24 protein-coding genes are annotated in these 25,318 nt (G+C 72.6%); 16 read left to right on the top strand and 8 right to left on the bottom strand.

Annotated elements, in window-relative coordinates; all coding sequences use genetic code 11:
- Positions 1 to 84: 84 nt before the first annotated feature.
- Genes ACFYUV_RS21710 through ACFYUV_RS21680 form a run of 7 tightly spaced genes read left to right on the top strand, consistent with a single transcriptional unit; the run spans position 85 to position 8,197 of the window.
- Positions 85 to 1,218, top strand: a complete 1,134-nt coding sequence (locus tag ACFYUV_RS21710) for an aminotransferase class V-fold PLP-dependent enzyme (protein WP_387670838.1) — start codon at positions 85 to 87, stop codon at positions 1,216 to 1,218.
- Positions 1,215 to 2,525, top strand: coding sequence for an ABC transporter substrate-binding protein (locus tag ACFYUV_RS21705; protein ID WP_387670836.1), 1,311 nt, complete (start codon positions 1,215 to 1,217; stop codon positions 2,523 to 2,525). The genes ACFYUV_RS21710 and ACFYUV_RS21705 overlap by 4 nt, the downstream gene beginning before the upstream one ends.
- Entirely contained in the window at positions 2,522 to 3,391 is an 870-nt protein-coding gene (locus ACFYUV_RS21700) for a carbohydrate ABC transporter permease (RefSeq protein ID WP_387670834.1), read from the top strand. The genes ACFYUV_RS21705 and ACFYUV_RS21700 overlap by 4 nt, the downstream gene beginning before the upstream one ends.
- On the top strand, positions 3,388 to 4,197 hold the full coding sequence (locus ACFYUV_RS21695; RefSeq protein WP_387670832.1) for a carbohydrate ABC transporter permease: 810 nt from the start codon (positions 3,388 to 3,390) through the stop codon (positions 4,195 to 4,197). The genes ACFYUV_RS21700 and ACFYUV_RS21695 overlap by 4 nt, the downstream gene beginning before the upstream one ends.
- Before the next feature lie 2 nt (positions 4,198 to 4,199).
- Positions 4,200 to 5,843: a glycoside hydrolase family 36 protein gene (locus ACFYUV_RS21690; RefSeq protein WP_387670830.1), complete on the top strand. Its 1,644-nt coding sequence runs from the start codon at positions 4,200 to 4,202 to the stop codon at positions 5,841 to 5,843.
- Positions 5,844 to 6,860 (top strand): LacI family DNA-binding transcriptional regulator, encoded by a 1,017-nt coding sequence (locus ACFYUV_RS21685; protein WP_387670828.1) that lies wholly within the window; start codon positions 5,844 to 5,846, stop codon positions 6,858 to 6,860.
- Positions 6,857 to 8,197 carry a hypothetical protein gene (locus tag ACFYUV_RS21680; protein WP_387670826.1) on the top strand — a complete coding sequence of 447 codons (1,341 nt, stop codon included), beginning with the start codon at positions 6,857 to 6,859 and terminating at the stop codon, positions 8,195 to 8,197. The genes ACFYUV_RS21685 and ACFYUV_RS21680 overlap by 4 nt, the downstream gene beginning before the upstream one ends.
- Before the next feature lie 46 nt (positions 8,198 to 8,243).
- On the opposite strand, the gene ACFYUV_RS21675 is transcribed toward ACFYUV_RS21680, so the two are convergent.
- Together ACFYUV_RS21675 and ACFYUV_RS21670 are read right to left on the bottom strand one after the other, a co-directional pair.
- Positions 8,244 to 8,864, bottom strand: coding sequence for an L-threonylcarbamoyladenylate synthase (locus tag ACFYUV_RS21675; protein ID WP_387670824.1), 621 nt, complete (start codon positions 8,862 to 8,864; stop codon positions 8,244 to 8,246).
- A gap of 84 nt (positions 8,865 to 8,948) precedes the next feature.
- Positions 8,949 to 9,698 carry a hypothetical protein gene (locus ACFYUV_RS21670; protein ID WP_387670822.1) on the bottom strand — a complete coding sequence of 250 codons (750 nt, stop codon included), beginning with the start codon at positions 9,696 to 9,698 and terminating at the stop codon, positions 8,949 to 8,951.
- A gap of 225 nt (positions 9,699 to 9,923) precedes the next feature.
- On the opposite strand from ACFYUV_RS21670, the gene ACFYUV_RS21665 reads away from it, so the two are divergent.
- The 5 genes from ACFYUV_RS21665 (at position 9,924) to ACFYUV_RS21645 (ending at position 16,910) form a co-directional block, all read left to right on the top strand.
- Positions 9,924 to 10,550: a hypothetical protein gene (locus ACFYUV_RS21665; protein ID WP_387670820.1), complete on the top strand. Its 627-nt coding sequence runs from the start codon at positions 9,924 to 9,926 to the stop codon at positions 10,548 to 10,550.
- Positions 10,551 to 10,686: 136 nt separating this feature from the next.
- A complete protein-coding gene (locus tag ACFYUV_RS21660; protein ID WP_387670818.1) occupies positions 10,687 to 12,396 on the top strand; it encodes an ATP-binding protein in 1,710 nt (569 codons plus the stop codon).
- A 10-nt stretch (positions 12,397 to 12,406) separates the two neighbouring features.
- The gene (locus ACFYUV_RS21655) at positions 12,407 to 13,546 is read left to right on the top strand and encodes an exonuclease SbcCD subunit D (RefSeq protein ID WP_387670816.1); all 1,140 of its coding nucleotides are present in this window, start codon (positions 12,407 to 12,409) and stop codon (positions 13,544 to 13,546) included.
- A complete protein-coding gene (locus tag ACFYUV_RS21650) occupies positions 13,546 to 15,966 on the top strand; it encodes an AAA family ATPase (RefSeq protein ID WP_387670814.1) in 2,421 nt (806 codons plus the stop codon). Before ACFYUV_RS21655 ends, ACFYUV_RS21650 begins: the two co-directional genes overlap by 1 nt.
- Positions 15,963 to 16,910 carry a hypothetical protein gene (locus ACFYUV_RS21645; protein ID WP_358288212.1) on the top strand — a complete coding sequence of 316 codons (948 nt, stop codon included), beginning with the start codon at positions 15,963 to 15,965 and terminating at the stop codon, positions 16,908 to 16,910. The genes ACFYUV_RS21650 and ACFYUV_RS21645 overlap by 4 nt, the downstream gene beginning before the upstream one ends.
- A gap of 5 nt (positions 16,911 to 16,915) precedes the next feature.
- Here the strand turns inward: ACFYUV_RS21645 and ACFYUV_RS21640 are convergent, their stop codons facing one another.
- Positions 16,916 to 18,103: a sensor histidine kinase gene (locus tag ACFYUV_RS21640; protein WP_387670812.1), complete on the bottom strand. Its 1,188-nt coding sequence runs from the start codon at positions 18,101 to 18,103 to the stop codon at positions 16,916 to 16,918.
- Positions 18,100 to 18,756: a response regulator transcription factor gene (locus ACFYUV_RS21635; RefSeq protein WP_352352030.1), complete on the bottom strand. Its 657-nt coding sequence runs from the start codon at positions 18,754 to 18,756 to the stop codon at positions 18,100 to 18,102. The genes ACFYUV_RS21640 and ACFYUV_RS21635 overlap by 4 nt, the downstream gene beginning before the upstream one ends.
- 135 nt (positions 18,757 to 18,891) lie before the next feature.
- Between ACFYUV_RS21635 and ACFYUV_RS21630 the strand changes: the two genes are divergently transcribed.
- From ACFYUV_RS21630 to ACFYUV_RS21615, 4 genes are read left to right on the top strand one after another with little or no spacing between them, the layout of a single operon-like run.
- Positions 18,892 to 19,407, top strand: a complete 516-nt coding sequence (locus ACFYUV_RS21630; RefSeq protein ID WP_387670810.1) for a hypothetical protein — start codon at positions 18,892 to 18,894, stop codon at positions 19,405 to 19,407.
- Positions 19,407 to 20,537, top strand: a complete 1,131-nt coding sequence (locus ACFYUV_RS21625; protein WP_387670809.1) for an efflux RND transporter periplasmic adaptor subunit — start codon at positions 19,407 to 19,409, stop codon at positions 20,535 to 20,537. The genes ACFYUV_RS21630 and ACFYUV_RS21625 overlap by 1 nt, the downstream gene beginning before the upstream one ends.
- 59 nt (positions 20,538 to 20,596) lie before the next feature.
- Complete coding sequence (locus ACFYUV_RS21620; protein WP_387671296.1) at positions 20,597 to 21,343, top strand: ABC transporter ATP-binding protein; 747 nt, start codon at positions 20,597 to 20,599, stop codon at positions 21,341 to 21,343.
- Positions 21,343 to 22,557 (top strand): ABC transporter permease, encoded by a 1,215-nt coding sequence (locus tag ACFYUV_RS21615; RefSeq protein ID WP_387670807.1) that lies wholly within the window; start codon positions 21,343 to 21,345, stop codon positions 22,555 to 22,557. The genes ACFYUV_RS21620 and ACFYUV_RS21615 overlap by 1 nt, the downstream gene beginning before the upstream one ends.
- Positions 22,558 to 22,572: 15 nt before the next feature.
- Here the strand turns inward: ACFYUV_RS21615 and ACFYUV_RS21610 are convergent, their stop codons facing one another.
- The 4 genes from ACFYUV_RS21610 to ACFYUV_RS21595 all read right to left on the bottom strand — a co-directional run bounded on the left by ACFYUV_RS21610 (position 22,573) and on the right by ACFYUV_RS21595 (position 25,262).
- Complete coding sequence (locus ACFYUV_RS21610; RefSeq protein WP_387670805.1) at positions 22,573 to 23,037, bottom strand: hypothetical protein; 465 nt, start codon at positions 23,035 to 23,037, stop codon at positions 22,573 to 22,575.
- A gap of 90 nt (positions 23,038 to 23,127) precedes the next feature.
- Positions 23,128 to 23,697 carry a DUF421 domain-containing protein gene (locus ACFYUV_RS21605; RefSeq protein WP_387670804.1) on the bottom strand — a complete coding sequence of 190 codons (570 nt, stop codon included), beginning with the start codon at positions 23,695 to 23,697 and terminating at the stop codon, positions 23,128 to 23,130.
- Positions 23,694 to 24,680 carry a rod shape-determining protein gene (locus ACFYUV_RS21600; RefSeq protein ID WP_387670802.1) on the bottom strand — a complete coding sequence of 329 codons (987 nt, stop codon included), beginning with the start codon at positions 24,678 to 24,680 and terminating at the stop codon, positions 23,694 to 23,696. Before ACFYUV_RS21600 ends, ACFYUV_RS21605 begins: the two co-directional genes overlap by 4 nt.
- Before the next feature lie 84 nt (positions 24,681 to 24,764).
- Entirely contained in the window at positions 24,765 to 25,262 is a 498-nt protein-coding gene (locus ACFYUV_RS21595; protein WP_358288189.1) for a PadR family transcriptional regulator, read from the bottom strand.
- Between the last annotated feature and the right edge of the window lie 56 nt (positions 25,263 to 25,318).

Here is a 25,318-nt window from a genome sequence, read left to right as displayed (position 1 = left end):
GAACGTTCATATCGCTGAGCCCTGTTATCCCCGGTCAGCAGCACACTTCCCACGTCGTCATGCCTGGATGAGCCGTCAGAGGATATGAACGTTCAAATTTTTGCGGAGCCACCCGGCTACCTCGACTTCGCCCGGCTGGGGCCGCTCTCCCGCGCGGTCGCGGCGGTCCTGGCCGAGTCGGCCCGCCGCCGCGTCGGCGACATGCCGCTGGCCTGGTTCGAGGAGCAGGCGGCTCGGACGCGCTCGGCGGCGGCGCGGCTGCTGCGGGCGGCCGAGCATGAAGTGGCGTTCGTCTCCTCCACCAGCCACGGGCTGTTCGCCGCCGCCGCCGCGCTGCCCGGAGAGGGCGTGGTGCTGGTGCCCCGGGGTGAGTTCCCCGCCAACGTCTACCCCTGGCTGCGGTTCGAGGGGCGCGGCGGGCTCCGGGTGCGGTGGATCGACGAAGTGCGCCTCACCCCGCAGGTGCTGGCCGAGCACCTGGACGCGTCGGTGCGGGCGCTCGCGGTCAGCGCGGTCGACGCGCTCACCGGCTACCCGGCGCCGCTGGGCGCGCTGAAGGAGGTGCTCGGGCCGGGACGCGTGCTGGTCGTGGACGCCATCCAAGGGCTGGGCGCCGTGCCGCTGGAGGTGGAGGCCGCCGACGTGCTGGTCTGCGGCGGGCAGAAGTGGCTGCGCGCCGGATGGGGGGCGGCTGTCTTCCTGGCCCGCGACCGCGTCGCCGGGCTGATGGCGCCAGGGCTCGGCGGGTGGTCGGGGGTCGAGGGCCCGCTGACGGGGCCCGCGCCCCGGCCGCCGCTCGCGGGAGCGGCCGCGCACACGATGACCAATCCCGACTATTCCGGCGTCGCCGCCCTGGGTGTCGCGATCGAGCTGGTCCTGGAGGCCGGCGTCGCGGAGATCGGCCGCAGGACGGCCGATCGGCTGGGTGAGCTGCTCGACACGGCGCGCGCCGCCGGGGCACGGGTGCTGCTGGACGCGCCCGCCGGCGGACCGGCGCCGCCCGGCGCCGGCCGTGGCTCCGCGGAGTGGAGCGGGATCGGGTCCTTCACGATGCCCGGCCGGGAGCCGGCGGCCGTCCATGCCGCGCTGACCGCCGCCGGGCTCACCACGACTCTGCGGGGCGAGTGGATCCGTCTCTCGCCCCACGCCACCACCTCGGGCGAGGCCGTACAGCGTCTGGCCGCCGCCCTGCACCCCCCGAGAAAGGAATCGTCATGAACCGACGTGCCGTCCTGGTCGTCTCCGCGACTCTCGCCCTGGCCGTCACGGCCTGCGGCGGCGGGGGCGGGAGCGACCAGAGGTCCACCGGTCCGGTGAAGATCACGGTCTGGAGCTGGAAGCCCGCCTCCGACGGGCTGGCCTCGGTGGCCAAGGACTTCGAGCAGGCGAACCCCGGCATCAAGGTCGACGTCCAGGTGGTCGGGAACCCCGCGATCTGGGAGAAGATCACGGTGGGGCTGGCCGCGGGAGGCAAGGGCCTGGGGGACGTCCTGCACATCGGCATCGACTACCTGCCCGGATACATGGAGAAGTTCCCCGGCGGGCTGGCGGACCTGAGCGAGCTGGGCGCCGACAAGTACAAGGACGCCTTCGCCAAGGGCCTGTGGCCGACGGTCACCGGCAAGGACGGCAAGGCGTACGCGATGCCGTGGGAGGTCAACCCGGTCGGGTTCTTCTACCGTTCGGACCTGTTCGACAAGGCAGGCATCGACTCCGCGGCGATCAGGACCTGGGACGACGCCATCGAGGCGGGCAAGAAGCTCAAGGAGAAGACGGGCGCCTATCTGATCGGCCTGAACAAGCCGGCGGCCGGCAGCGTGGACATGGACCTCTTCCAGTCGCTCCTGCAGCAGCAGGGCGCCTTCTACTTCGACCGTCAGGGAGGGGTCACGCTCTCCTCGCCGCCCGCCGTGCAGGCGATGACCCTGATCAAGAAGATGAACGACGCCGGGATCGTCGCCGACACCTCCGGCGAGGGGACGCGGAAGAAGCTGATCAGCCAGGGCAAGGTGGCGGTGCTGCCGTGGGCGGCCTGGGGGGTCGGCTACATCCCCGAGACGTGGCCGGAGCAGAAGGGGCTCTGGCGCGTCATGCAGCCGCCGGCCGTCGTGCCGGGCGGCAAGCGCACCGCGATCGTCAACTCCACGTACCTGTCGGTCTCCGGAACCAGCCCGCACAAGGCGGAGGCGTTCAAGTTCCTTGAGTACGCGCTGACCAGGCCCGAGGTCATCAACAAGATGTTCAAGGACGGCGGGGTCTTCCCCGCTCTGAACGCCGCCTACGCCGACCCGCGGTTCACCGCCGGCACGGACTACTACGGCGGGCAGCCCGCGCTCAAGACCTTCGTGGACGCGCTGGGCGAGGGCGCGGACGCCACCTACTACTCCGGCGACTACGCCCGCGCGCTGAAGCTCGCCAGTGACGCGCAGACCCAGGTCCTGCTGAAGGGCGCAGACCCGGCCGCCGCGCTGAGCCAGGCGGCCCAGCAGCTGTCCCAGCAGTCCGGCAGGAAGCTCGCGGGATGACCGCCCGCCTGCTCACCAGGAGAAACGTTCCGTACTTCCTGGTGCTGCCCGCGCTGCTCGGCTTCGTCTGCTTCAAGGGCTATCCGATCCTGGCGGCGGCCTACATCAGCCTGACGACCGGCGCCGGGGCGGCGCGCTCCTTCGCCGGACTGGACAACTACGTCAGGCTGGTGCACGACCCGCTGTTCTGGACGTCGTTGTGGAACACCGCGCTGATCCTCGTCGTCCAGGTCCCGATCATGCTGATCCTCGCGCTGCTGCTGGCGCTGGGCCTCAACTCCAAGCTCGTACGGCTGCGCGCCCTGTGGCGGCTCGGCGTCTTCATGCCCTCGCTGACCGGCCTGGTCGCCTACGGCGTGATGTTCTCGGTGATCCTCAGCAAGGACTCCGGCCTGCTCAACTGGCTGCTCGGCCTGTTCGGCGTCAGCCCGATCGACTGGCTGGGCAGCCCCTTCTGGGCGCGAATCGCCATCGTCATCGCGCTGACCTGGCACTACTGCGGCTACAACGCGGTGATCTACCTGGCCGGGCTGCAGAGCATCGCGAAGGAGCTGTACGAGGCGGCGATGGTCGACGGCGCGGGAGCGGTCCGCCGCTTCTGGTCGATCACCGTCCCGCAACTGCGGCCGATCCTGCTGCTGACGATCGTGCTGTCGGCGATCGGCACGCTGCAACTGTTCGACGAGCCGTTCGTGCTCACCGGCGGCGGCCCGGACAACTCCACCCTGACGATCTCCCTCTACCTGTACCAGAACGGCTTCCGCTACTTCGACTTCGGTTACGCCTCGGCGATCGCCTACGCGCTCACGCTGATCGTGGCCGGCTTCGGGCTGGTGCAGCTCAAGCTCACCGGAGGCAGGAAATGAAGGGCTGGCTGCTGACCTTCGCGCTCGCCGCGTGCTTCGCCCTGTGCGTCGGCCCGTTCTACTGGCTGACCATGGCGGCCACGCACGCCAACGCCGACATCTTCGGCGCCACGCCCACGTTCTCGCCGGGCGACCAGCTCGGCGCGAACACCGCGAAGCTGGAGGAGTCCATCGGCCTGCTCCGCGTGCTGGGGAACACGCTGCTCGTGGCGGCCGTCCAGACGTCGATCGCGCTGGTCGTGGCGTTGCTGGCGGGCTACGCGTTCGCCAAGTTCGAGTTCCGCGGCAGGAACGCCTTCTTCGTCCTGCTGCTGTCGACGCTGGTGATCCCGGGCGGCGTCACCATCATCCCGATCTTCGAGATGATGAACGACCTCGGGCTGATCGACACCTTCCCGGCGCTCATCCTGCCGAACCTGACCGTTCCGTTCGGGATCTTCCTCATCCGGCAGTCGCTGCAGGCCGTGCCCGACGAGTTGCTCGACGCGGCGCGCGTGGACGGGGCGGGCGAGCTCCGGGTGCTGTGGCGGGTGGTGGTGCCGGTCATGCGGCCCGCGCTCGCGGCGCTGGCGGTCTTCCTGTTCCTCGGCGCGTGGAACGACTTCCTGTGGCCGCTGATCGCGCTGCGCACACCTGAGATGTTCACCCTGCCGGTCGCGCTGGCCACCCTCCAGGGGCTGGCCAGGACCGACTTCGGCCAGGTCATGGTGGGCACCGCGATCTCCGCGCTGCCCATGATGATCCTCTTCCTCGTCCTTCAGAAACAGTTCATCTCCGGCCTGCTGGCCGGGGCCACGAAAGGTTGACCATGCAGATCTGGGAGCCGCACGCCCTCGGGGAGACGACCGTCGTCCGCGCGGGCGAGGTCGAGGTGGCGATAGCCGGTACGGAGGCGATCACGGTCACCCCGGTAGCGCCGGACGTCTGGCTGATCGACGCCCCCGAAGGGACCGCGGCGCAGTGGAGACTGCCGTGCGTCGACGCCGCGGCCTTCTGGACGCCGGGCTCGGGCACCCGCTGGATCCCGCCGATCTGGAGCTCTCCGGCGGCGGCCGGGCTGGTCTCCGGCGCGCCCGTCGTCAGCCTTGTCGGCACGGCGGGGGCCAACCTGTGCACGGTGGCCCTGGCCTCGGTGACCGGCAGCTTCACCGGCGGCGTGATCGAGGAGACCGGCGAGTTCGTCTTCACCGTGCAGAACGAGGGGCTGCGGATCCGGCTGGACCTGTCGGACCGGCAGTTCTCCGCGGCGCTGACCGAGGTCGCCGGATGGTGGCAGGAGGGCCGCGACCTGCCGCCCACGCCGCGTCAGGCCCGGCTGCCCGTGTACTCGACCTGGTACAGCATGCACCAGGAGGTCTCGCGGGAGTCGGTGGAGCTCCAGGCCAGTCTGGCGAAGGAGCTGGGCTGCGCCACGATGATCGTGGACGACGGGTGGCAGACGGCCGACCGGTCGCGGGGGTACGCCTTCTGCGGCGACTGGGAGCCCAACATCTCCGACATCCGGCAGCACATCCAGCGGGTCCAGAGCGACGGCATGGCCTACCTGCTGTGGTACGCGCTGCCGTTCGTGGGCAAGCACAACGCCGCGTTCGAGCGTTTCGAGGGGAAGTTCCTGCGCTACCTCGACCACATGGACGCGGCCGTCCTCGACCCGCGTCACCCCGAGGTGCGCGCGTTCCTCGTCGACAAGCTGGCGCGAGCGGTGGAGGAGTGGGGCGCGGACGGCCTGAAGATCGACTTCGTCGACCGTTTCGGCACCGACGAAGGGGTGGCGGAGCTGCTGAGCGAGCTCGACGTCAGGCTCCGGGCGGCGAAGCCGGACGTGCTGATCGAGCACCGCCAGCCGTACACGAGCCCGGGCCTGTGGCCGTACGCGAACATGGTCAGGGCGGTGGACTGCCCGCTCAGCCCGCAGGAGAACCGGCAGCGGACGATCGACCTGCGGCTGACCGCCGGACCTCAGGCCGTGCACTCGGACATGATCCTCTGGCATCCGGACGAGTCCGCCGAGCAGGTCGCGGTCCACCTGATCAACGTGCTCTTCTCGGTGCCGCAGATCTCCGTGGACCTGGCGGCCCAGCGGCCCGACCAGCTCGCCGCCATCCGGTTCTGGCTGGGCGTCTTCCGGCGCCACCTGGCCACGCTGCAGCTCGGCGTGCTGGAACCGCACGGGGTCGAGCACGGATACCCGCTCGTGCGGGCCTACAGTGAGGAGACCGAGGTCGTGGCCCGGTACGCTGCCCTGCCTGTGGACGTGCCGGAGATCGCGGAGCTGCTCGTGGCCAACGCCGCCCCCGACACCCGCGTCGTCCTGTACGGGCGGGGTGTCGCGGCGGCCGAGGTCCGCGACTGCGGCGGGCGGCTCGTGAGCGAGAGCGAGCTGCGCTTCACCTCCGGCGCGAGCGTGGTCGAGGTACCCGTGGGGGGCCTGCTGACGGTGAGGAGAGACTGAGTGGCGGCACGCCGTGGGATCACCATCGAGGACGTCGCCCGCGCGGCGGGCGTGTCCCGCCAGACGATCTCCAACGCGCTCAACGCCCCCCAGCGGCTCAAGCCGGAGACGCTGGAACGGGTGACCCGGCTGATCGAGGAGCTCGGCTACCGGCCCGACCAGTCGGCGCGCAGCCTCAAGTCGGGCACCAGGCGCATCATCGCCTACCCGACCCCGGTGGACGACCCCGCCAACCCCAACCCGCTGATGGGCGGGTTCCTGGAGGCCGTGGTGGCCTCGGCCGGTGAGGTCGGCTACCGGATCCTGCTGCTGCGGCCGCGCCCGGGCCAGAGTCAGGAGCAGGCACTGGACGAGGTGATCGCGGCCCGCACCGTGGACGCCTTCCTGCTGTCGGACGTGATGCGTGACGACCCCAGAGTCGCGCACCTGACCGCGGCGGGGTTCCCGTTCGCCGCGTTCGGCAGGACGATGCCGGACCAGCCGCAGTCGTGGGTGGACGTCGACAGCGTTCAGGCGGTCATCGAGCTGGTCGGGCTGCTGGCCGCCAGGGGGCATCGGCGCGTGGCCTTCCTGGCCTCCGTCGGCGCGCAACCGTGGATGGAGGACCGCAGAGACGGCTTCCGCGCCGGCGTCCGCAGGCACGGCCTGGTGGGGCAGGAGTTCTCCGCGCCGGGCGACGGCCCCGCGGAGCTCGTCACGGTCACCCGTGAGCTGCTGCGCGGCCGCAACCGCCCGACGGCCGTCGTGGCCGCCGGTGACTGGCTCGCGCTCGGGGTCTACGCCGCGGCCAGGGAGGAGGGCATCGAGATCGGCGCCGATCTCGCCCTGGCCGCCTTCGACGACCTTCCCCTCACCGCGTTCCTCCATCCCGCCCTGACCACGGTACGGCTGCCGCTCCAGCGCATCGCGCGGGCGCTGATCGGCCGTCTGATCCAGACGGTGGAGGACGGCACGACCCCTCAGGCGGGGCTGCTGCTGCCCGGGGAGCTGGTGGTCCGTCCCAGCATCGGCCCATGATGCGCATCGGCTCGGCCAGCTCCGAGCTGGTCGCGATGTTCGAGTGGGCCCGGGCGAGGGCGCTGCGCCTGCGGCACGAGGGCGGCTCGCAGGGCCCCGTCGACGTTGACGAGCACCGGCCCGCGGGGACGGGACAGAGCCGCTACCTGCCCTCGTACTGGGCGGGTTACGCACACCGCAGCGGCTTCTACGCCCGCGACTTCGCCCACCAGATCGTCGGCGCGCACCTGCTCGGCATGGCCGAGGCCAACCTCACCATGCTGCGCTGCTTCGCCGCCTCGGCCACCCCCGAGCACGGCTTCCACCCGGTGTGGGCGTTCAACTTCGACGGCTCCTACCTGTCCATCGACTACCGCGGCCCCGACTCCTTCGTCCGCGAGCTGCCCGCGGTGTACGAGCTGGTGGAGAAGGCCGGGACCGCCTACCGATGGACCTGGGACCGCGCCTACGCCGAGGATCCCGTGCTGTGGTCCTACTACCGCAACGCGCTGACGGAGGTCGTGCCGCGTGCCACCGGAAGGGGGATCTTCGAGGGCGTGGCCAGCTACAACGAGCTGGCCGGCGAGCACCTGGCGGAGGCGGGGGACTCCGTCGGCTCCCGGTACCAGGCATACCTGGCGATGAGCGCCCTGAGCCGGGCCCGCGGCCTGGACGGCGAGGACTTCGCCCGCCGGGCCGCCGAGCTGAGGCGACACTTCAACGAGGTCTGGAGCGTCGGCGAGAACCCCGCGGACCTGGTGCGCGGCTACACCGTGGACGGCGCCCCCGTCACCGGATGGGGCTGTGAGAACAGCTGGTTCATGCCGCTCAAGGACCTCATCGAGCCGGGTCCGCGCAACGAGGCCTACCTCGACTTCATCGACGGCCAAGCCGCCGGCCCCGAGCGTCCGCGCAACATCGAGGCCTACACGTACCTGCCCGACACCTTCTTCCGCCACGACAGGAACGCGGCCGCCTGGCGCTGGATGCGGCACGTCTTCGACCGGCGTGCGGAACCGCACGTCGCGGGCGGGCTCAACGGCGACTACCCGGAGGTGTCCTTCACCCTCGTCAGCCAGGTCGTCGAGGGCCTGCTCGGCGTCACACCCGACGTGAACGCCGTGACCACGCTGTCCCACCTGCCCGACGACATCGCCTGGGCCGAGGTCTCGGGCATCCCCTTGGGCGACGGCACGATCACCGTCCGGCACGACGGCAGGACCGCCACCACGCTCACCAACACCTCCAGCGGCACCACCTACCGCTGGGAGGCCCGCTTCCCGGACGCCCCCGCCGTGGTCACGCAGGTCGCACCGGGGCAGAGCGCCCTGGTCACCGCTCCCGGCCGTCCAGGGTGAGAGCGGGCTCGGCCGGCCTCCCGAAGGGGGGGCCGGCCGAGCGGCCCTATTCGAAGAGGGACGGGTCTCCGGTGCCGCGACGAAGGATCTCGGGCTCGTCCTGTGAGAGGTCCACGACGGTCGTCGGCGTGGCGCCGCATTCCCCCGAATCGATGACGGCGTCCACCATGTGGTCGAGGCTCTCCTTGATCTCCCAGCCCTGCGTCGAGGGCTCGGTCTCGCCGGGCAGGATCAGCGTGCTCGACACCAGCGGTTCGCCGAGCTCGGCCAGCAGCGCCTGGGTGACGACGTGATCGGGGATCCGGACGCCGACGGTCTTCTTCCGGGGATGCAGCAACCGTCGCGGCACCTCCTTGGTCGCCGGCAGGATGAACGTGTACCCGCCCGGCGTCGCCGCCTTGACCAGCCGGAACACCGCGTTGCTCACATGGACGAACTGACCGAACTGCGCGAAGTCCTTGCAGACCAGGGTGAAGTGATGATCGCTGCCGAGGTGCCGGATCTCTCTGATCCGGTCGAGGCCGTCCTTGTTGCCCAGCCGGCACCCCAGCGCGTAGCACGAGTCCGTCGGGTACGCGATCAGCCCGTCGGCGCGCAGGGACTCGACCACCTGGCCGATCAGGCGGGGCTGGGGGTTGTCAGGGTGCAGGTCGAAGTACTTGGCCACGCATCGGATCATAGGAGCACGTACCTCCACGCATGACACGTGGCCCGGCCCGTACGGCCGAGTCGCGTACCCGGCGCGGATCGTCTACGGGCGGGACGGGCGGCGGAGGCGTAAGCCGGTGAGGGCGGCGGCGAGGACCAGCGAGCCGGCCAGCACCAGCGCCCGCCCGTCGGGGCCCGCCTCGCCCCCGCCGCCGGTGTTCGCGCCGCCCGTCGGCGTGGCGGTGGGCGTGTCCTCGGCGGTCTCGTCCGGGGGCGTGGCCTCCGTGTCCGAGGTGTCCGGGGTGTCTGACGTGTCCGGGGTGCTCGGGGTGGTGCCGGCGGCGGTGACGGTCAGGGGGTACGACGCCGGCGCGTCCTTGTTCTGGAGTTCGCACTCGATCAGGCGCTGCTGCGGGGGCGGCCCGAAGTTCACCGACGCGGGCCGGACCGTGCCCGTTCCCGGGTCCCGGGGCGTGGTCCGCAGCTCGACCGTGTCCCGAGGGAGGGGGATGACCGCCCCGGGGACGATCAGGCCGGTGCTGCCGACGCCCGTGGCCGAGGTCAGCCGGTCGATCCCGCTGACGGCGGCGTAGGCGTAGAGGTTGACCTCGCCGTCCAGGCCGGTGGCGGGGGCGCGGAGCTCGGCGCCCTCGACGTACGAGCCGCGCCAGCCGATGGTCATCTGCCGGCCTGCGGAGGCGGTGGCGGGCACGGTGAGCTTGATGTCCATCTTGACGATCTGCGTCTCGTTCGTACCGGTGGTCCTGCACGTGTACGCCGCCACCGTGCCGCTCTCGGGCGCGGGCGTGGCGAACAGCAGGACGGCCAAGGGCAGGATCAGTGGCAGGCGCACGACGTTTTCCCCTTGCGACGGATGTGACACAGAAGGGACGGCGGACGGATGCGACAGGTTGACCGGACCGTCCACATCCGGACAACACATGTTGTGCGGAGCCGGTTCTGTCGGACCCGGGTGGTATCCATGGCTCCCATCAAGATGATCACGCTGGACGGCGGAGGCCCCGGGCTCTCGTGGAGAACGCGCAACTGAAGGTAATCGGTCTGCAACAATTCGTGCATGGCGATGTTGCGGTCAGTCAATGGCCTGCCCCACCACGGGTGCGGCGAGCTCGGGCGGGTGGCTCACGGCGCGCTGACCGGCCCCTCGGAGTCGGCCGGGTGGCCGAGGCTGTTCCTCGGCTACAACACCCTCCCCGACCCGCCGTTCCCGCTGGTCGGCTACCTGCAGTACGAGCTGGCTCCGCCGGCGGGCGAGCTCGACCTGCCCGCGCTGCTGCGCACCATGGCCGAGTCGATGCGGGCCCAGCCCGTGCCGCCCGAGACGGCCTTCGACGAGTCCCGGCGGCGGGTGGCGACGGCGATGCGGGTCGACGCGATGGTGGTCGTCGCCCCCGCGCCTGCCCTCGCGCCCGCGGAGGGCCAGGCCGCGTGGCGACCTCCGGCGCACCGGGAGGGGCCGCGCAGGCCCGCCGCGGCGCACCGGGACGGCGCATGGGAGCCGGCCGCGGCCCTGGCGGTCGACCGGGCGGGCGCGCGGGTGCTGCTGGTGGCCGGGCGGAGCGCCGAGGGCGGCCGCATCGGGCCGAGGCAGTCGGCCGGGCGGCCCGATCCCGCGCTGGCCGGCCTGCTGGGCGAGGTTCTCGACGCCCAGTTCGCCTGGACCAAGGCGGCCTTCGCGCTCTGACGCGGCGCGGCGAAGGCGGCAATGAGCCGGACGCATCCCCGGCCCCCGACTACTCTCCTTTGGAAGGGCATGTCTGGTGGTGGAGGGATTCGTGACGGTCAACGGGGCTGCGAGCCGCGAGGCGTCTCCTGCGGCGATGGCGACCGGTGAGGCGGTCGGCCGGGTCCTGGGCACCCAGGCCGCCTCGCCGCTGTCGTTCTGGGTCGGCCTGGAGCCCGGCAAGGTGCTCCAGCTCGACGACGTCGTGGTCACCAGGCGCGATGTGCCCGGCTACGGTCCGGTGCTGGTCGCCGGGGTGGTGACCACGGTCGAGGCCAGGCACGAGGGCGCCGCCTACGACTCCGACGTGTTCCTCATCGCCGAGGGCGCGCTGCCCGCCGCCGTGGTCGAGGTGGCCGAGGTGCGGGTGACCAGGGTCGAGCCCGAGGTGTTCGTGCCGCCGCTGCCGGGCGCCAAGGTCTTCCTGGCCGGGGCCGGCGACCGCGACCAGGCGCTCTACTTCGACGTGATGGATCGCCGGGTGCCCATGGGCATGGGCCGCGACGGCCTGCCGCTCTACGTCAACTTCGACTTCCTCGACGGCACCCGCGGCGCGCACGTGTCGATCTCCGGCGTCTCCGGCGTGGCCACCAAGACGTCCTTCGCCACGTTCCTGCTCTACTCGATCTTCAACTCGGGCGTGCTCGACGCCGAGTCGGCCAACACCAAGGCGCTGATCTTCTCCGTCAAGGGCGAGGACCTGCTCTTCCTCGACCACGACAACGTGCGCCTCGACGAGCAGGCGCGGGCCGCGTACGCCCGGCTCGGGCTGCCCGCCCAGCCGTTCGGCAGCGTGCACGTGTTCGCGCCGCCGCGGCCCGGCGACCCCAACGGCGTGCCGCACGTGTCCGCCCGCACCCAGGGCGTCAGCTCGTTCTACTGGACGCTGGTCGAGCTGTGCGAGGAGGAGCTGCTGCGGTTCGTCTTCGCCGACGCCGACGACGAGCGCGCCGGCTACTCCCTGCTGGTGGGCCAGGTGGCGGCCCGGCTGAAGTCGTGGGCCGAGCCGGTCGGCGACGGCGGCGCGGTCATGATCAGGGGCACCGCCTGCCGCACCTTCGGCGACCTGGTCGAGCTGCTGTCCGACCAGTTGCAGGACGAGGCCACCCGCATCGAGTGGACCGGCGCCCAGACCCCGCTCGGCACGGTCAACGCCTTCCTGCGCCGGCTGCGCAGCGCGGTCAAGCCGCTGTCCCCGATCGTCCGCGGCGACCTGCCGTTCTTCCGGGCCCACTCGGTGCGCACGTCCGACGCCCAGGTCACCATCGTCGACCTGCACAACCTGCCCGAACGCGCCCAGCGGTTCGTGGTGGGCGTCGTGCTGCGCGGCGAGTTCCACCGCAAGGAGACCTCGGGCACGGCCAAGCCGCTGCTGTTCGTGGTGCTCGACGAGCTGAACAAGTACGCGCCGCGCGAGGGCGACTCGCCGATCAAGGAGATCCTGCTCGACGTGGCCGAGCGCGGCCGGTCGCTCGGCGTGATCCTCATCGGCGCGCAGCAGACCGCCTCCGAGGTGGAGCGCCGCATCGTCTCCAACAGCGCCGTACGCGTCGCCGGTCGCCTCGACCCGGCCGAGGCCGCCCGCTCCGAGTACGGCTGGCTGCCCCCGGCCGTCAGGGAACGCGCCACGATCGCCAAACCGGGCACTATGTTCGTCGCCCAGCCGGAGATCCCGGTGCCGCTGGCCGTCGCCTTCCCGTTCCCCGCCTGGGCGACCCGGCCGGCCGAGGCGGCCTCGAAGGCCAGCCCGTCGGCCGACCCGTTCCAGGGCTTGCCGGGCGTCGAAGACGACATTCCGCCGTTCTGAAGGGAGCTCGGTGAAATTCCTGCACACCGCGGACTGGCACGTGGGCAAGGTGCTCAAGGGCCGCTCCCGCATGGACGAGCACCGGGCCGTGCTGCGCGAGCTGGTCGCGGCGGCCCGCACCCACGACGTCGACGCGGTCGTGGTGGCCGGCGACCTGTTCGACACCTCGGCGCCGACGCCGGAGGCCCAGTCGCTGGTGCTCAACGCGCTCATGGCGCTGCGCGGCGACGGCCGTGACGTGGTGGTGCTGGCCGGCAACCACGACAACCCGCAGCTCTTCGAGGTCTACCGGCCGGTGCTCGGCAAGCTCGGCATGCACGTGGTGGGCGTCTTCCGCCGCCCCGACGCGGGCGGCACGCTGGCCTTCACCGCCCGCTCGGGGGAGCCGGTGCGGCTGGGCGTGCTGCCGTTCCTGTCCCACCGCTATGTCGTACGCGCCGCGGAGGTGCTCACCGGCACCACCGCCGACCACAACCGCGACTACGCCACCCGCATCTCCGAGCTGATCGGCGCGCTGACCGCGGGCTTCCAGAGCGACACCGTCAACCTGATCACCACGCACGGCACCCTGCCGGGCGGCGCGTTCGGCGGCGGCGAGCGCGAGGCCCAGTCGATCTTCTCCTACTACTTCGAGTCCAACGCCTTCCCGGTCTCCACCCAGTACGCCGCGCTCGGCCACCTGCACCGCAGGCAGCAGATCCCCGGCCCGTGCCCGATCTGGTACAGCGGCTCGCCGCTGGCCGTCGACTTCGGCGAGGAGGGCAACACGCCGGGCGCGCTGCTGGTGGAGGTCACGCCGGGGCGGCCCGCGGTGGTGCGGGAGCTGACGTTCGCCTCGGCGCGCCGGTTGCGCACGGTCCGCGGCACGCTGGAGCAGCTGGAGGGCCTGGAGGCGGGCGACGACTGGCTCAAGGTCATCGTGGAGGAGAAGCCCCGCGTCGGCCTGTCCGACCAGGTGCGCGACCTGCTGCCCGGCTCGGTCGACGTCGTCCTCGACGAGCGGTTCCGGCCGGTGCCCGCGGTGCGCCGGGCCGGGTCGGCCGCGCGCAGCCCGCGCGAGCTGTTCCGCGAGTACCTGACCGCGACCGGCCGCCACGACGACCAGGTCGCCGCCCTGTTCGACCGGCTCTACGACGAGGTGACCGGCTGATGCGTCCCCTGCTGCTGCACCTCGACCACTTCGGCAGTTTCCGCGAGCCGGCCACCGTCGACTTCTCCGACACCGAGTACTTCGCCCTGGTCGGGCCGACCGGCGCCGGCAAGAGCACGATCATCGACGCCATCTGCTTCGCCCTGTACGGCACCGTCCCGCGCTGGGGCAAGGAGAACGTCATCGCCCACGCCCTGGCGCCGTCGGCGAGCTCGGGCAAGGTGGCGCTGGTGTTCGAGAGCGACCGGCGGCGCTACGGTGTGGTGCGCTCGCTGGTCCGCGACGCCAAGGGGACCGTCCGCACCAAAGAGGCCAGGATCGACGAGCTCGACCCGGCGGCGCCGCTCGACGCGGCGTACGAGATGGTGCTGAAACCGCTGGCCGAGGGCGAGAACGTCACGCCCGAGGTGCAGCGGGTGACCGGCCTGGAGTACAAGTTCTTCACCCAGTGCGTGGTGCTGCCGCAGGGCCGGTTCGCCGAGTTCCTGCACGCCGCGCCGCGCGAGCGCCAGGACCTGCTGGTGCAGCTCCTCGACGCCGACGTCTACGAGCTGATCAGGCAGCGGGCCGCCCGCGACGAGGAGGCCGCGCGCAACGCCGCCGCCTTCGCCCGCGACCAGCTCGCCAAGCTGGCCGGGGCGTCCGACGAGGCCGAACGCGAGCTGGCCGACCGGCTGGCCGCGCTGCGGCGGCTGGCCGGCACCATCGACACCGACCTCGACCTGCTGCGCTCCCGCGAGGCCGACATCGGGCGGGCCGAGCAGGAACGCGCGTCCGTGGCCGAGCGGCAGTCGGCGCTGGCCGCGCTGCGCATGCCGCCCGCGGTGCCGACGCTGGCCTCGGCCCGCCGCGAGGCCGCCGACGCGGTCGCCGCGCTGGAGACCGAGGCGGCCTCCGTGGAGGCCGACGAGCACGAGGCGTTCGAGGCGCTGGCCGCGCTGGGCGACCGCGCCGAGCCGGTGGCCGCGCTGGCCGCCCTCGACGCCCGCGAGCGCCTCACCGCCCAGGCCGCCGACGCCCGCAGGGCGGCGGCCGAGGCCGCCACGGCGCTGGAACGCCTCACCCCCGCGGTCGCCGACGCCGAACGCGCCCTGACCGACGCCGAGCACGAGCGCGAACGGCTGCGCGACGCCCACACCGCGGCCGGTCTGAGCCACCGGCTGGCCGTGGGGGAGCCGTGCCCGCTCTGCCTGCGCCCGCTCACCGAGCTGCCCCACCACGACCGGCCCGCCGATCTCGGCGCCGCCGACCGCGCCCTGGCAGCCGCCCGCGACCACGCGACCCGTGGCCGGGCGGCCCTGGCCAAGGCCGAGACGTCGGCGTCGATGCTGGCCACGCAGTCGGGCAGGCTCGACGCCGAGCTGGCCGCGCTGCCCGCCCCCGGCGACCGCAACGAGATCGAAGGCCGCCTGGCCGCCATCGCCAAGGCCGAGGCCCTGGCCACCGAGGCCCGTACGGCCATGCGCAACACGCGCAAGAAGCTCGAACGCGCCCGTACCGCCGCCGAACAGGTCGAACGGCAGGCCGAGAGCGCCTGGCAGACCCTCGCAGCCACCCGCGACCGGCTGCTCGTGCTCGCGCCCTCCGGCGAGGCCCCGCCGCCGCTCACCCGCGACGACCTCCACCGCGCCTGGACCGAGCTGCTCGGCTGGCGCGACCGGGCCGCCGAGGCCGCCCGAGCCGCCCTGACCGAGCGGGAGCAGGAGCTCGCCCAGGCCACCGCCCGGCTCGCCGCCGAACGCCACCGGCTGACCGAACGCCTGGCCGAGCACGGCGTCACCGTCCCGCGCAACGCCACCCCCGACCAGCTCGGCGCGGCCGTCGCCGGAGCGGTCGCGCGGGCCGACGGCGCCCTCGAACGGGTCCGCGAGGAACGCAGGCGCGCCGCCGAGCTGGAGACCGCCGTCGCGGAGAAGGATCACGAGGCCAAGGTCGCCCACGAGCTGGCGCTGCGCCTGCGGGCCAACGCCTTCGAGCGGTGGTTGTGCGCCGAGGCGCTGGCCGTGCTGGTCGCCGCGGCGTCCGAGACGCTGATGGAGCTGTCCGACGGCCAGTACGAGCTGGCGCTCGGCGAACGCACCGGCGACATCGAGGTCATCGACCACGGCGAGGCCGGCCTGCGGCGCAGCGCCCGCACGCTGTCCGGCGGCGAGACCTTCCAGGCCGCGCTGTCCCTGGCCCTGGCGCTGTCGGGGGCCGTCGCCAGAGGGCTCGACTCGATCTTCCTGGACGAGGGCTTCGGCACCCTCGACCCGGCCACCCTCGACACCGTCGCCACCACCCTCGAACGCCTGGCCGCCGGTCAGGAACGCATGATCGGCGTCGTCACCCACGTCCCGGCGCTGGCCGACCGGGTGCCGGCGCGCTTCGAGGTGCTGCGCGACGCGAAGGGCTCGCACGTGCGCAAGGTGGGGCCGTGAACCCGGGCTTCACCGTCGACCCCTGGGACCCGGGTTACGCCGCCGCGATCGCCGTCGAGGCCCTGTCCGAGCTGGGCGCCACCAGCGCCGAGCTGGTCCTCGACATCGAGCGGCCGGCCGCCGACTGGAAGCCGGTCACGCCGGGCCCCGGCGCCGCCGCCCCCGAGACGCTGCTGGTCGCCGACGGGGTGCGCCGGATCGACGCCCGCGTGTGGGTGCACGATCCCGACCTGCCGATGCCCGTCCCCGGGATCGCCGCCTCCTACGCCGCCGGGATCGTCCGCTGCGGGCGCGAGGGGGCCGAGCTGGCCGCGATCGAGGTCAACAGGACGCTGATCTCGGCCTCCCCGTACGCGCCCGAGGTCAAGACCGCGCACGCCTCCTACCTGCCGAACAAGGCCGCCGACTCCAGCTTCGAGGAGCTGTCGCTCGCCCTGCAACGCCAGGTCACCCAGCTGGAGGTGGACCTCGCGGTCCGCCACCGGTCGCTGGGCGACGACCTGCTGCTGGTGGACGGCCCGCTGCGGGGGCGCACCCACCTGCCGCGGACGGTCGGCTACATCAAGACGCACCACGCGGCGTACCTGCCGCAGCCGCAGTCGGCCGTGGTGGCCGCGCTCACGCCGGGGCAGCGCACGCCGGTGTTCCTCATGGGCACGAGCTGGCGCCGGCACGCCTGGTACCTGCGGCTGCCGGTCCAGTCGACGGCGCCGTGGGCGGGGATCGCCCGCTGCGAGGCCAGCGCCGAGCTCGACCCCGCGCAGGTCGTCGAGCTGGCCGACGCCGTCACGCTGGCCCTGCCGGCGCTGGCCGGCGTCGACTACAAGGACCCGCGCGCCCCCCAGAACCTGGTCCCGATCGGCGGCCTGGAGAAGCTGCTCCGCCACCACCTGGGCGACCCGCGCCTGCTCTACCGCTCACTGCGCACGGCCGCCCACCAGTAGCCGGGTCAGCCGGCCGGGAGGGTGGCGGTGACGACCAGGCCGCCGCCCTCGCGCGGGCGGGCCGTCACGTCACCTCCGTGCGCGACGGCCACCGAGCGCACGATCGACAGCCCCAGCCCCGCGCTCATCCCGGTGACCACCCGTTCGGCGCCGTGCCGGTGGAACGGCTTGAACAGCAGCGGCACGTCGTACGGCGGCACGCTGGGCCCGCTGTTGGTCACCTCCACCTCGGCCAGGCCGCCGGGCGCCGTCCGGCTCACCACCCGGACCCATCCGCCGTCACTCAGGTTGTGCCGGATGCCGTTCTCGACCAGGTTGTGCACCAGTCGTTCGAGCAGCAGCGCGTCGCCCGCGGTCGGCGCGGGCCCGGCCTCCTCCTTCACGACGACGTTCGCCTCCGCGGCGGCGCGGGCGGTCTGGGCGACCACGTGCGAGACGATGTCGGCGAGGTCCACCGGGGAGCGGTCGGTGATCTCCTGCTCGGAGCGGGCCAGCAGCAGCAGGCCCGAGATGAGCCGCTCGTGGCGGGCGTTGATCTGCAGCAGGCTCTCGCCCAGCTCCTTGACGTCGTCGGAGGCGGTACGCCGGTGCATCGCCAGCTCCACCAGGGCCCGGTTGAGCGTCAGGGGCGTGCGCAGCTCGTGGGAGGCGTTCGCGACGAACCTGCGCTGGCCGTCGAAGGAGTGGTCGAGCCGCTCCACCATCGTGTCGAACGTGTCGGCCAGCGTCTTGACCTCGTCCGGGGGGCCGCCGAGCGCGATGCGCTCGTGCAGGCCGCGTTCGGCCATGGGGGCGGCGGCGATCCTGCGCGCGGCCTCGGTCACCAGGTGCAGCGGGGCCAGCACGCGTCCGGCCACCACCCAGCCGAGCCCGATGGCGGTCCCGCACACCACGACGAGCGCGATCGCGCCCTGGGTGAGCAGCGAGGTCACGGCGGCCTCCCGCACCCCTTCCTCCTGCTGCCGCATCCAGTCGACGGCGGCGGGGCCGACCAGCTCGACGCCGTCCTGCTTGAGGAAGATCACGTTCTTGCGGGTGCCGGCAGTGGTCACGAACCGGTTCTCGAACGACTGCGCGAGCTGCTGGTTGAACAGCAGGTACGTGACGCCCAGCAGGGCCAGCCCGGCCACCAGGAACAGGGCGCCGTACACGAGGGTGAGACGCAGCCTGAGGGTGGGGTGGGGCAGTCTCATGCGATCCGGTACCCCACTCCCGGCACCGTCTCCACCACCGGCGGGTCGGCCAGCTTGCGGCGCAGCTTGAGTATCGTCAGCCGCACCGCGCCGGTGAACGGGTCGGCGTGCTCGTCCCACGCCTTCTCCAGCAGGTGCTCGGCCGAGACGACCGTGCCCTGCGCCCGCATCAGCTCGGCCAGGACGGCGAACTCCTTCTTCGACAGCGGCACGAACCGCCCGTTCCTGAACACCTCCCTGCGCCCCGGGTCGAGCGTGATCCCGGCCCGGCGCAGCACCGGGGGAGTGGCCGGCCGCGAGCGCCGTCCCAGTGCCAGGACGCGCGCCGCCAGCTCGGGGAAGGCGAACGGCTTGGACAGGTAGTCGTCGGCCCCGATGGACAGCCCGCTGACCCGGTCGTCGAGCTGGGCGGCGGCCGTGAGCATCAGCACCCGCGCGTCGGACTCGGAGGCGACCAGCTCCCTGCACACGTCGTCGCCGTGCACGCGCGGCAGGTCGCGGTCCAGGACGACCACGTCGTAGTCGTTGACCGCGATCCGCTCCAGCGCCGCCGCGCCGTCGTGCGCGAGGTCGACCGCGTGGGTCTCGTCGCGCAGCCATTCGGCGATCGCGCCGGCGAGCACGCGCTCGTCCTCCACCACCAGCACCCGCATTCCGTACCTCCGGCTCGATTCTTGCGCGGGTGGTATTTGATCCGGATAAGCCGGAGATGGAAACGCTGGAGAAACACGTCCGCGTATTGCATCTCCCCTCGTAAGGCCACCGGCTTTCGATGGAGGAGAACATTCATGCGAGGACGATCCCTCATGGCGCTGGCCGCGGCCGCGCTGTTCCTGACGGCGTGCGGCGCCCAGGAAGGCGGATCGGACGTGGCGTCGGTGACCGGCACCGGCGCCAAGCCGACGGCCGGCGCCCCGGCCACCGCCGACCGCAACGCGCAGGCCGTGAAGTACACCACCTGCCTGCGCGAACAGGGCCTGGACATCGCCGACCCCGGCCCCGACGGCCGGATCCAGATGAAGTTCGACAAGAGCTCCGGCGGCCCGGAGAAGGTCCAGAAGGCCATGGACGCCTGCAAGGCGCTCCAGCCCGCGGGCATGAACCTGGGCAAGGGCGGCGACCCCAAGCAGGCCGAGAACATGCGCAAGCAGGCGCAGTGCATGCGGGACAACGGCGTGGAGGCGTTCCCCGACCCCGAGGGCGGCATGATGCGCATCACGCCCGAGGTCGGCGAGGACCCCGACTTCAAGGCCGCGCAGGAGAAGTGCCGGATGAACATCGGCGGGGGACAGGGGGGCTCTTGATGGGCACGGCCACCATCGACGGAAAGGCCGAGCCGGACGCCCCCTCCCCCCGCGCCCGCCGCCGCCGCGGCGGGCGGGCGGTCCTCGCCCTCGTCGGGGTGGCCGCCGTCGCGGGAGCGGCGGTCCTGGCGGTCAATCCCGGCGGGGTGCTGGACGGCGGCGCCGCCCCGTCCGCGTCGGCCGGCGCGCTGCCGCCGGCCACCACCCCGGTCACCCGCCAGACGCTGAACGACACCAGGGACGCCGACGGCGAGCTCGGCTACGGCCCGGTCACCACGGCCATGGCCAGGAAGGCCGGCACCGTCACCTGGCTCCCGGACAGCGGCGACCTGATCACCCGCGGCCGGTCCCTGTACCGCCTGGACAACAAGCCGGTCATGCTCCTGTACGGCACCACCCCCGCCTACCGCGACCTGCGGATCGGCAGCGAGGGCAAGGACGTCGAGAACCTGGAGCGCAACCTGCGCAAGCTCGGCTACGACGGCTTCACCGTGGACGACGAGTACACCTACGACACCGCCCAGGCGGTGCGCGAGTGGCAGGAGGACCGCGGCCTCGACGAGACCGGCGAGGTGGAGCTGGGACGGGTCGTCTTCGCCCCCGGCAAGGTCCGGGTGGAGAGCCTGGAGGCCGAGCAGGGCCAGCCCACCGGCCCCGGCCAGAAGATCCTCACCTACACGGGCACGAAGAAGGTCGTCACCGCCGAACTGGCCGCCGAGGACCAGCGGATGGCCAGGAAGGGCACCAAGGTCTCGGTCACCATGCCGGACGGCAAGGACGTGACCGGCCGGATCACCGAGGTGGCCACGATCATCGACCCCGGTGACGGGCAGAACGCCGACCCAGAGACCCGCCTGGAGGTGCAGGTCTCGCTGGGGAACGCCAAGGCCGCCAAGGGGCTGGACCGGGCGGCGGTGAAGGTGACGTTCACCGCCGACCGGCGGAAGGGCGTGCTGACCGTGCCGGTGTCGGCGCTGGTCGCGTTGCGGGAGGGCGGGTTCGGGGTGGAGGTGGTGGAGGGCGGCAGGTCGCGGTACGTCGCCGTGCGGACCGGGTTGTTCGCCGGTGGCCGCGTCGAGATCTCCGGCGACGGGCTCACCGACGGCATGACAGTGGGAATCCCGAAATGACCCCCACCCCGACCCCTTCCGAGCCCGCCACCCCGTCCCCCGCGGGTGCGGGGCGGGGCATGATCGTGCTCACCGACGTGTCCAGGACCTATCCGGGCGGGGTGGCCGCGCTGGACTCGGTGTCGCTGGAGGTCCGGCACGGCGAGCTGGTCGCCATCGTCGGCCCGTCGGGCTCGGGCAAGTCCACGATGCTCAACGTCGTCGGCACCCTCGACCGTCCGTCGGCGGGTCGCGTCGAGATCGACGGCCACGACGTCTCCAAGCTGTCGGACAACCAGCTCTCGGCCCTGCGCGCGACCACGATCGGCTTCGTCTTCCAGCACTTCCACCTGGCCGCCAAGGTCACCGCCCTGGACAACGTGGCCGACGGCCTGATCTACACCGGCCTGCCGCCGGCCGAACGCCGCCGCCGGGCCGGGACGGCGCTGCGCCGCGTCGGCCTCGGGCACCGCGTCGACCACGAGCCGCACGAGCTGTCCGGCGGCGAGCGGCAGCGCGTGGCCATCGCCAGGGCGGTGGCCGGCGACCCGCCGCTGCTGCTGGCCGACGAGCCCACCGGCGCGCTGGACTCGGTGTCGGGCGCCGGCGTGATGGACCTGCTGCACGAGCTGAACGGGAGCGGCACCACCATCGTGATCATCACCCATGACCGGGAGATCGCCGCCGGCCTCCCCCGCCAGGTGAGCATGCGAGACGGCCGGATCGTCTCCGACTCGGGCTCTGAACCCGGTGCGGAGCGGCGCGGGCGCGGCGAAGAGGGCGGCGGCCGGTGCGTGCGCGAGCCCGTCGAATCCGAGGTGGCGTGATGGCGACCCTGGAGCGCCCCCGGCTCTCCCCGGCCAGGATGCGTCCGCGCGACGTGATGCGGGTGGGCGCGGTCGGCCTGCGTACGCGCCCGCTGCGGGCGTTCCTGTCGGCGCTCGGCATCGCGATCGGCATCGCCGCGATGATCGGCGTGGTCGGCATCTCGTCCTCCTCCAGCGCCGAGCTGGACCGTACGCTGTCCGCGCTGGGCACGAACCTGCTCACCGTCTCCTCCGGCACCACGCTCCTGGGCGAGGCGGCCCAGATGCCGACGGACGCCGAGGCGATGATCGAGCGCATCGGCCCGGTGGAGTCGGTCTCGTCCACGGGCAAGGTGCCCGAGGCGAAGGTCTACCGGAGCGAGGAGATCCCGACGCCCCAGACCAACGGCCTGGTCACGATCGCCGCCCGCCTCGACCTGCTGCCGACCGTGGGCGCGACGGTCCGCCGCGGCACCTGGCTCAACGCGGCCACCGAACGCTACCCGGCCGTGGTGCTCGGCTCGGCCGCCGCCCAGCGGCTCGGCATCGGCACGGTCACCCCCGACACGCAGGTGGTGATCGGCGGCATCCGGTTCACGGTGGTCGGGCTGCTCGACCCGGTGCCCCTGGCCGCGGAACTGGACAGCGCGGCCCTGGTCGGCTGGCCGGTCGCGGAGTCCAGGCTGGACTTCGACGGGCATCCGACCACGCTCTACACCCGCTCGCAGGAGGCGAGGCTGGAGGACGTGCGGTCGGTCCTGGCCGGCACGGCCAACCCCGAGGCGCCCAACGAGGTGGACGTCTCCCGCCCGTCCGACGCGCTGGCCGCCAAGCAGGCGACCAGCCAGGCCTTCGCCGGGCTGCTGCTCGGCGTCGGGGCGGTGGCGCTGCTCGTCGGCGGCGTCGGCGTGGCCAACACGATGGTCATCTCGGTGCTGGAGCGCCGCGCGGAGATCGGCCTGCGCCGTTCGCTCGGCGCGACGCGCGGCCAGATCCGCACCCAGTTCCTCGCCGAGTCGCTGCTGCTGTCCGCGCTGGGCGGCGCGGGCGGGATCCTGCTGGGGGCCGGCGTCACCGTCGGCTACGCCTTCTCCCGCGGGTGGCCGGCCGTGGTGCCCGCGTGGGCGACCGTCGGGGGCCTGGCGGCCACGCTGCTCATCGGCGCGGTGGCCGGGCTCTACCCGGCCGTGCGCGCCTCCCGGCTGTCGCCGACGGAGGCGCTGTCGGCGCCCTGAGACGAGCGCCCCGGGTCAGGACAGCGTTGTCTCGGGGGCGGGGGAGTAGCAGGTCGTCCTGCCGACGATCCTGACGTTCGGCCCGTCGAGCACGGTGAGCTCGAACGTCAGGTTCGTCCGGGGGTTGCGCACGACGGAGACGACAGGGGTCTCGTCACGCAGGTCGAGATCCTCGACGATCTGGTCGTAGCCCATGTCCTGGAGGGTGTGCAGCAGGCCGTCGGGGGTGTCGGCGGCCTCGCCCTCGGCCCGGACGAGCCGGCGCACCTGGCCGGGCACGCACGAGCGGTCTTCGGTCTCGTCGGAGCGGTCGGCCGGCGACACATGCAGCGCGGCGCTGGTGAGCAGGGTGTCGGTGTCGGCGGTGAGCTGCCTGGCCGCCTCCTCGAAGGAGGACTGGCGGCCGGAGGTACAGGCTGCCGCGACCGCGACGCATACAAGCACCGCGGACATCACGACCGAGCGACCAGCCAGGCGCACGTTGGGACGATATCGGAGATCAATTCCGGGCGCAGGGGTATTAACGCAAGATTAATGGCCGATATCAAAAGGCAATCCGGCCGCGCATTCTCAGGAGGGGCCGGTTCTCAGCTCGTCCAGCTTGCGTTCGATGCGGTCGAGGCGGCGGCACAGGTCCTCCAGGTCACCGCGTTCGGCCCCCTCCTCCTCGGGGCGCAGGTGAACCAGGAGCGAGCCGCCGGGCTCCAGGCGTACCAGGTCGGTGTCGGTGACGCTCTCGGCCCCCCGGAGCTGGAGCATCACGTTGAGGTCGGCCTGCCGGACGCCCATCCGGCGCAGCGCCGAGGGGATGAAGTGCCCGTCGCGGGCCAGGACGACCGGCGTGCCCTCGAACGCCCTGCCGACCGAGGGCACGGTCGCCGCCAGCCGCACCACGACCGAGTTGACCGCCACCAGGATCACCACGCCCACCAGGCCGCCGATCAGCGAGTTGTCCGGGCCGATGATCGCGTTCTGCACGACGTTGCTCATCAGCAGCATGACCACGAAGTCGAAGTTGTTGAGCTGCGCGATGCCGCGTTTGCCGGCGATGCGAAGCAGCACGGCGATCGTCACGTAGACGGCGATCGTCCTGACGGTCTTGTCGGCGACGGAGACCCCCAGGTCGAACAGGTCGCTCACCGGCGCCTCAGCTTGGCGATCAGCCCCAGGTCCTCCACGCAGCGTCCGAGCCCCAGGGCCACCGAGTCGCTGGGCCGCTCCGCGCGCCGCACCGGCATGGACAGCCCCTCCTGCAACCGCCGGCGCAGTCCGGGCAGCAGCGCGCCGCCGCCGACCAGCACCATTCCGCGCTCGCCCAGGTCGGCGGTCAGCTCGGGAGGGCAGCGTTCCATGGTGTGCTCCGCGGCCCGCACGATGTGCTCGACCGGCTGGACGGCCGCCTCGCGGACGCGCGCCGCGGGCAGCGCCACCGCGCGCTCCTCGCCGGTGTCGGCGTCCCTGCCGCGGATCAGCACGTTCCCGGTCGGCTCCCGCGTCGCGCGCAGCTTGGCCGACTCGGCCTCCCGCTCGTCGGCCAGCAGGCCGTGCTCGTCCTCGACCAGGCGGGCGACCGCGCGGGTCACGGCGTTCCCGCCGCCGCGCACGGTCCCGGCGGCGACCACGGCCCCGCAGGAGAGCACGGCGACCCTGGTGGCGTCCCGGCCGATGTCGACGACCATGTGCCCGGCGCCGTCGCGGACCGGCAGGCCCGCGCCGAGCGCGGCCGCGATCGCGTGTTTGACCAGCAGGATCCCGCGGGCCTCCGCCTCGAAGCCGGCGTCGCGCAGCGCCACCCGCTCGATCGGCGTGAACTCGTCGGGCACGGCCATCACCAGGCGCGGCCGGGGGAACGGGTGCCGGTGCACCTTGCGCAGGAAGTGCCTGATCATGCGCCGGGCGAGCTCGCCGTCCTGGGGCAGGCCGTCGCTGATCGGCCAGTACGTCTCGCCGTCCGTGCCGTCCGAGCCGTCCAGGGCCTCGGCGCCGAAGCCGACGACCCTGCCCGTCTGCCTGTCGCGCAGGACGACCGACGGCTCGTCCAGCACGATGCCCCTGCCCTTGGCGTAGATCCTCGTGCCGGCCGCGCCGAGGTCGATCGCCAGGTCACGACCCAGGAGGCTCATCGCCGTACTGGGAGGTTGAGCATCATGCCTGGGTGTATATCCGGCGCTTCTCCAACGCAACACCAGGAACCGCAGAGTTCCGTTTTACCCTTCGCGCCGCAGGGCGGCCAGGGTCTCGTCGGCCCACTCGATGCCGGAACGCGCCTGGTGCAGGCCGAGGGACAGCGCGTACTGGCCGAACAGGCCCCCGGGCCGGCAGTCGAGCGTCGCGAGGCGGGCCTGGAAGTGGGCCTTGATGCGCTCGACCACGGCGACGGCCTGCCCGGTGTCGAGCAGGGCCAGCAGGAACGCCTGGAGGGCGGTCTCGCTGCGCACGGTCGCCGACGGGTCGTGGCCGACCAGCCACTCGGTGACCAGCGCGCGGCCCTCGGCGGTGATGGCGTAGATCTTGCGGCCCCGGGCGCCCTCGTGCTCGACCGTCACCAGGCCGTCGGCGGCCATCTTGACCAGTTCCGGATAGATCTGCGTGTGCCCCGCCTGCCAGACGTGGTTGAGCGAGTGCTCGAACTTCTTGGCCAGGTCGTAGCCGCTGGCCGGGCCTTTGGTGGCGAGCAGGCCGAGGAGCGCGATCCGCAGGGACATGCCCGCCAGCATAGCGAAGGCTTGACATGTCAGCTCTTACATATCAATCTTCACCT

The organism is Nonomuraea sp. NPDC003560 (assembly GCF_042878785.1).
In the GTDB taxonomy this organism is placed as follows: domain Bacteria; phylum Actinomycetota; class Actinomycetes; order Streptosporangiales; family Streptosporangiaceae; genus Nonomuraea.
The sequence above is the reverse complement of the archived record's forward strand: the minus strand, read 5'-3'. Positions and strand labels throughout refer to the sequence as shown.

Coding starts and splice junctions, on each gene's coding strand:
- ACFYUV_RS21640 (WP_387670812.1), bottom strand. CDS start 18,103: ATGAGACTGCCCCACCCCACCCTCAGGCTGCGTCTCACCCTCGTGTAC.
- ACFYUV_RS21595 (WP_358288189.1), bottom strand. CDS start 25,262: ATGTCCCTGCGGATCGCGCTCCTCGGCCTGCTCGCCACCAAAGGCCCG.
- ACFYUV_RS21660 (WP_387670818.1), top strand. CDS start 10,687: ATGGCGACCGGTGAGGCGGTCGGCCGGGTCCTGGGCACCCAGGCCGCC.
- ACFYUV_RS21705 (WP_387670836.1), top strand. CDS start 1,215: ATGAACCGACGTGCCGTCCTGGTCGTCTCCGCGACTCTCGCCCTGGCC.
- ACFYUV_RS21630 (WP_387670810.1), top strand. CDS start 18,892: ATGCGAGGACGATCCCTCATGGCGCTGGCCGCGGCCGCGCTGTTCCTG.
- ACFYUV_RS21690 (WP_387670830.1), top strand. CDS start 4,200: ATGCAGATCTGGGAGCCGCACGCCCTCGGGGAGACGACCGTCGTCCGC.
- ACFYUV_RS21615 (WP_387670807.1), top strand. CDS start 21,343: ATGGCGACCCTGGAGCGCCCCCGGCTCTCCCCGGCCAGGATGCGTCCG.
- ACFYUV_RS21665 (WP_387670820.1), top strand. CDS start 9,924: ATGGCGATGTTGCGGTCAGTCAATGGCCTGCCCCACCACGGGTGCGGC.
- ACFYUV_RS21625 (WP_387670809.1), top strand. CDS start 19,407: ATGGGCACGGCCACCATCGACGGAAAGGCCGAGCCGGACGCCCCCTCC.
- ACFYUV_RS21710 (WP_387670838.1), top strand. CDS start 85: ATGAACGTTCAAATTTTTGCGGAGCCACCCGGCTACCTCGACTTCGCC.
- ACFYUV_RS21700 (WP_387670834.1), top strand. CDS start 2,522: ATGACCGCCCGCCTGCTCACCAGGAGAAACGTTCCGTACTTCCTGGTG.
- ACFYUV_RS21635 (WP_352352030.1), bottom strand. CDS start 18,756: ATGCGGGTGCTGGTGGTGGAGGACGAGCGCGTGCTCGCCGGCGCGATC.
- ACFYUV_RS21600 (WP_387670802.1), bottom strand. CDS start 24,680: ATGAGCCTCCTGGGTCGTGACCTGGCGATCGACCTCGGCGCGGCCGGC.
- ACFYUV_RS21680 (WP_387670826.1), top strand. CDS start 6,857: ATGATGCGCATCGGCTCGGCCAGCTCCGAGCTGGTCGCGATGTTCGAG.
- ACFYUV_RS21620 (WP_387671296.1), top strand. CDS start 20,597: ATGATCGTGCTCACCGACGTGTCCAGGACCTATCCGGGCGGGGTGGCC.
- ACFYUV_RS21650 (WP_387670814.1), top strand. CDS start 13,546: ATGCGTCCCCTGCTGCTGCACCTCGACCACTTCGGCAGTTTCCGCGAG.
- ACFYUV_RS21695 (WP_387670832.1), top strand. CDS start 3,388: ATGAAGGGCTGGCTGCTGACCTTCGCGCTCGCCGCGTGCTTCGCCCTG.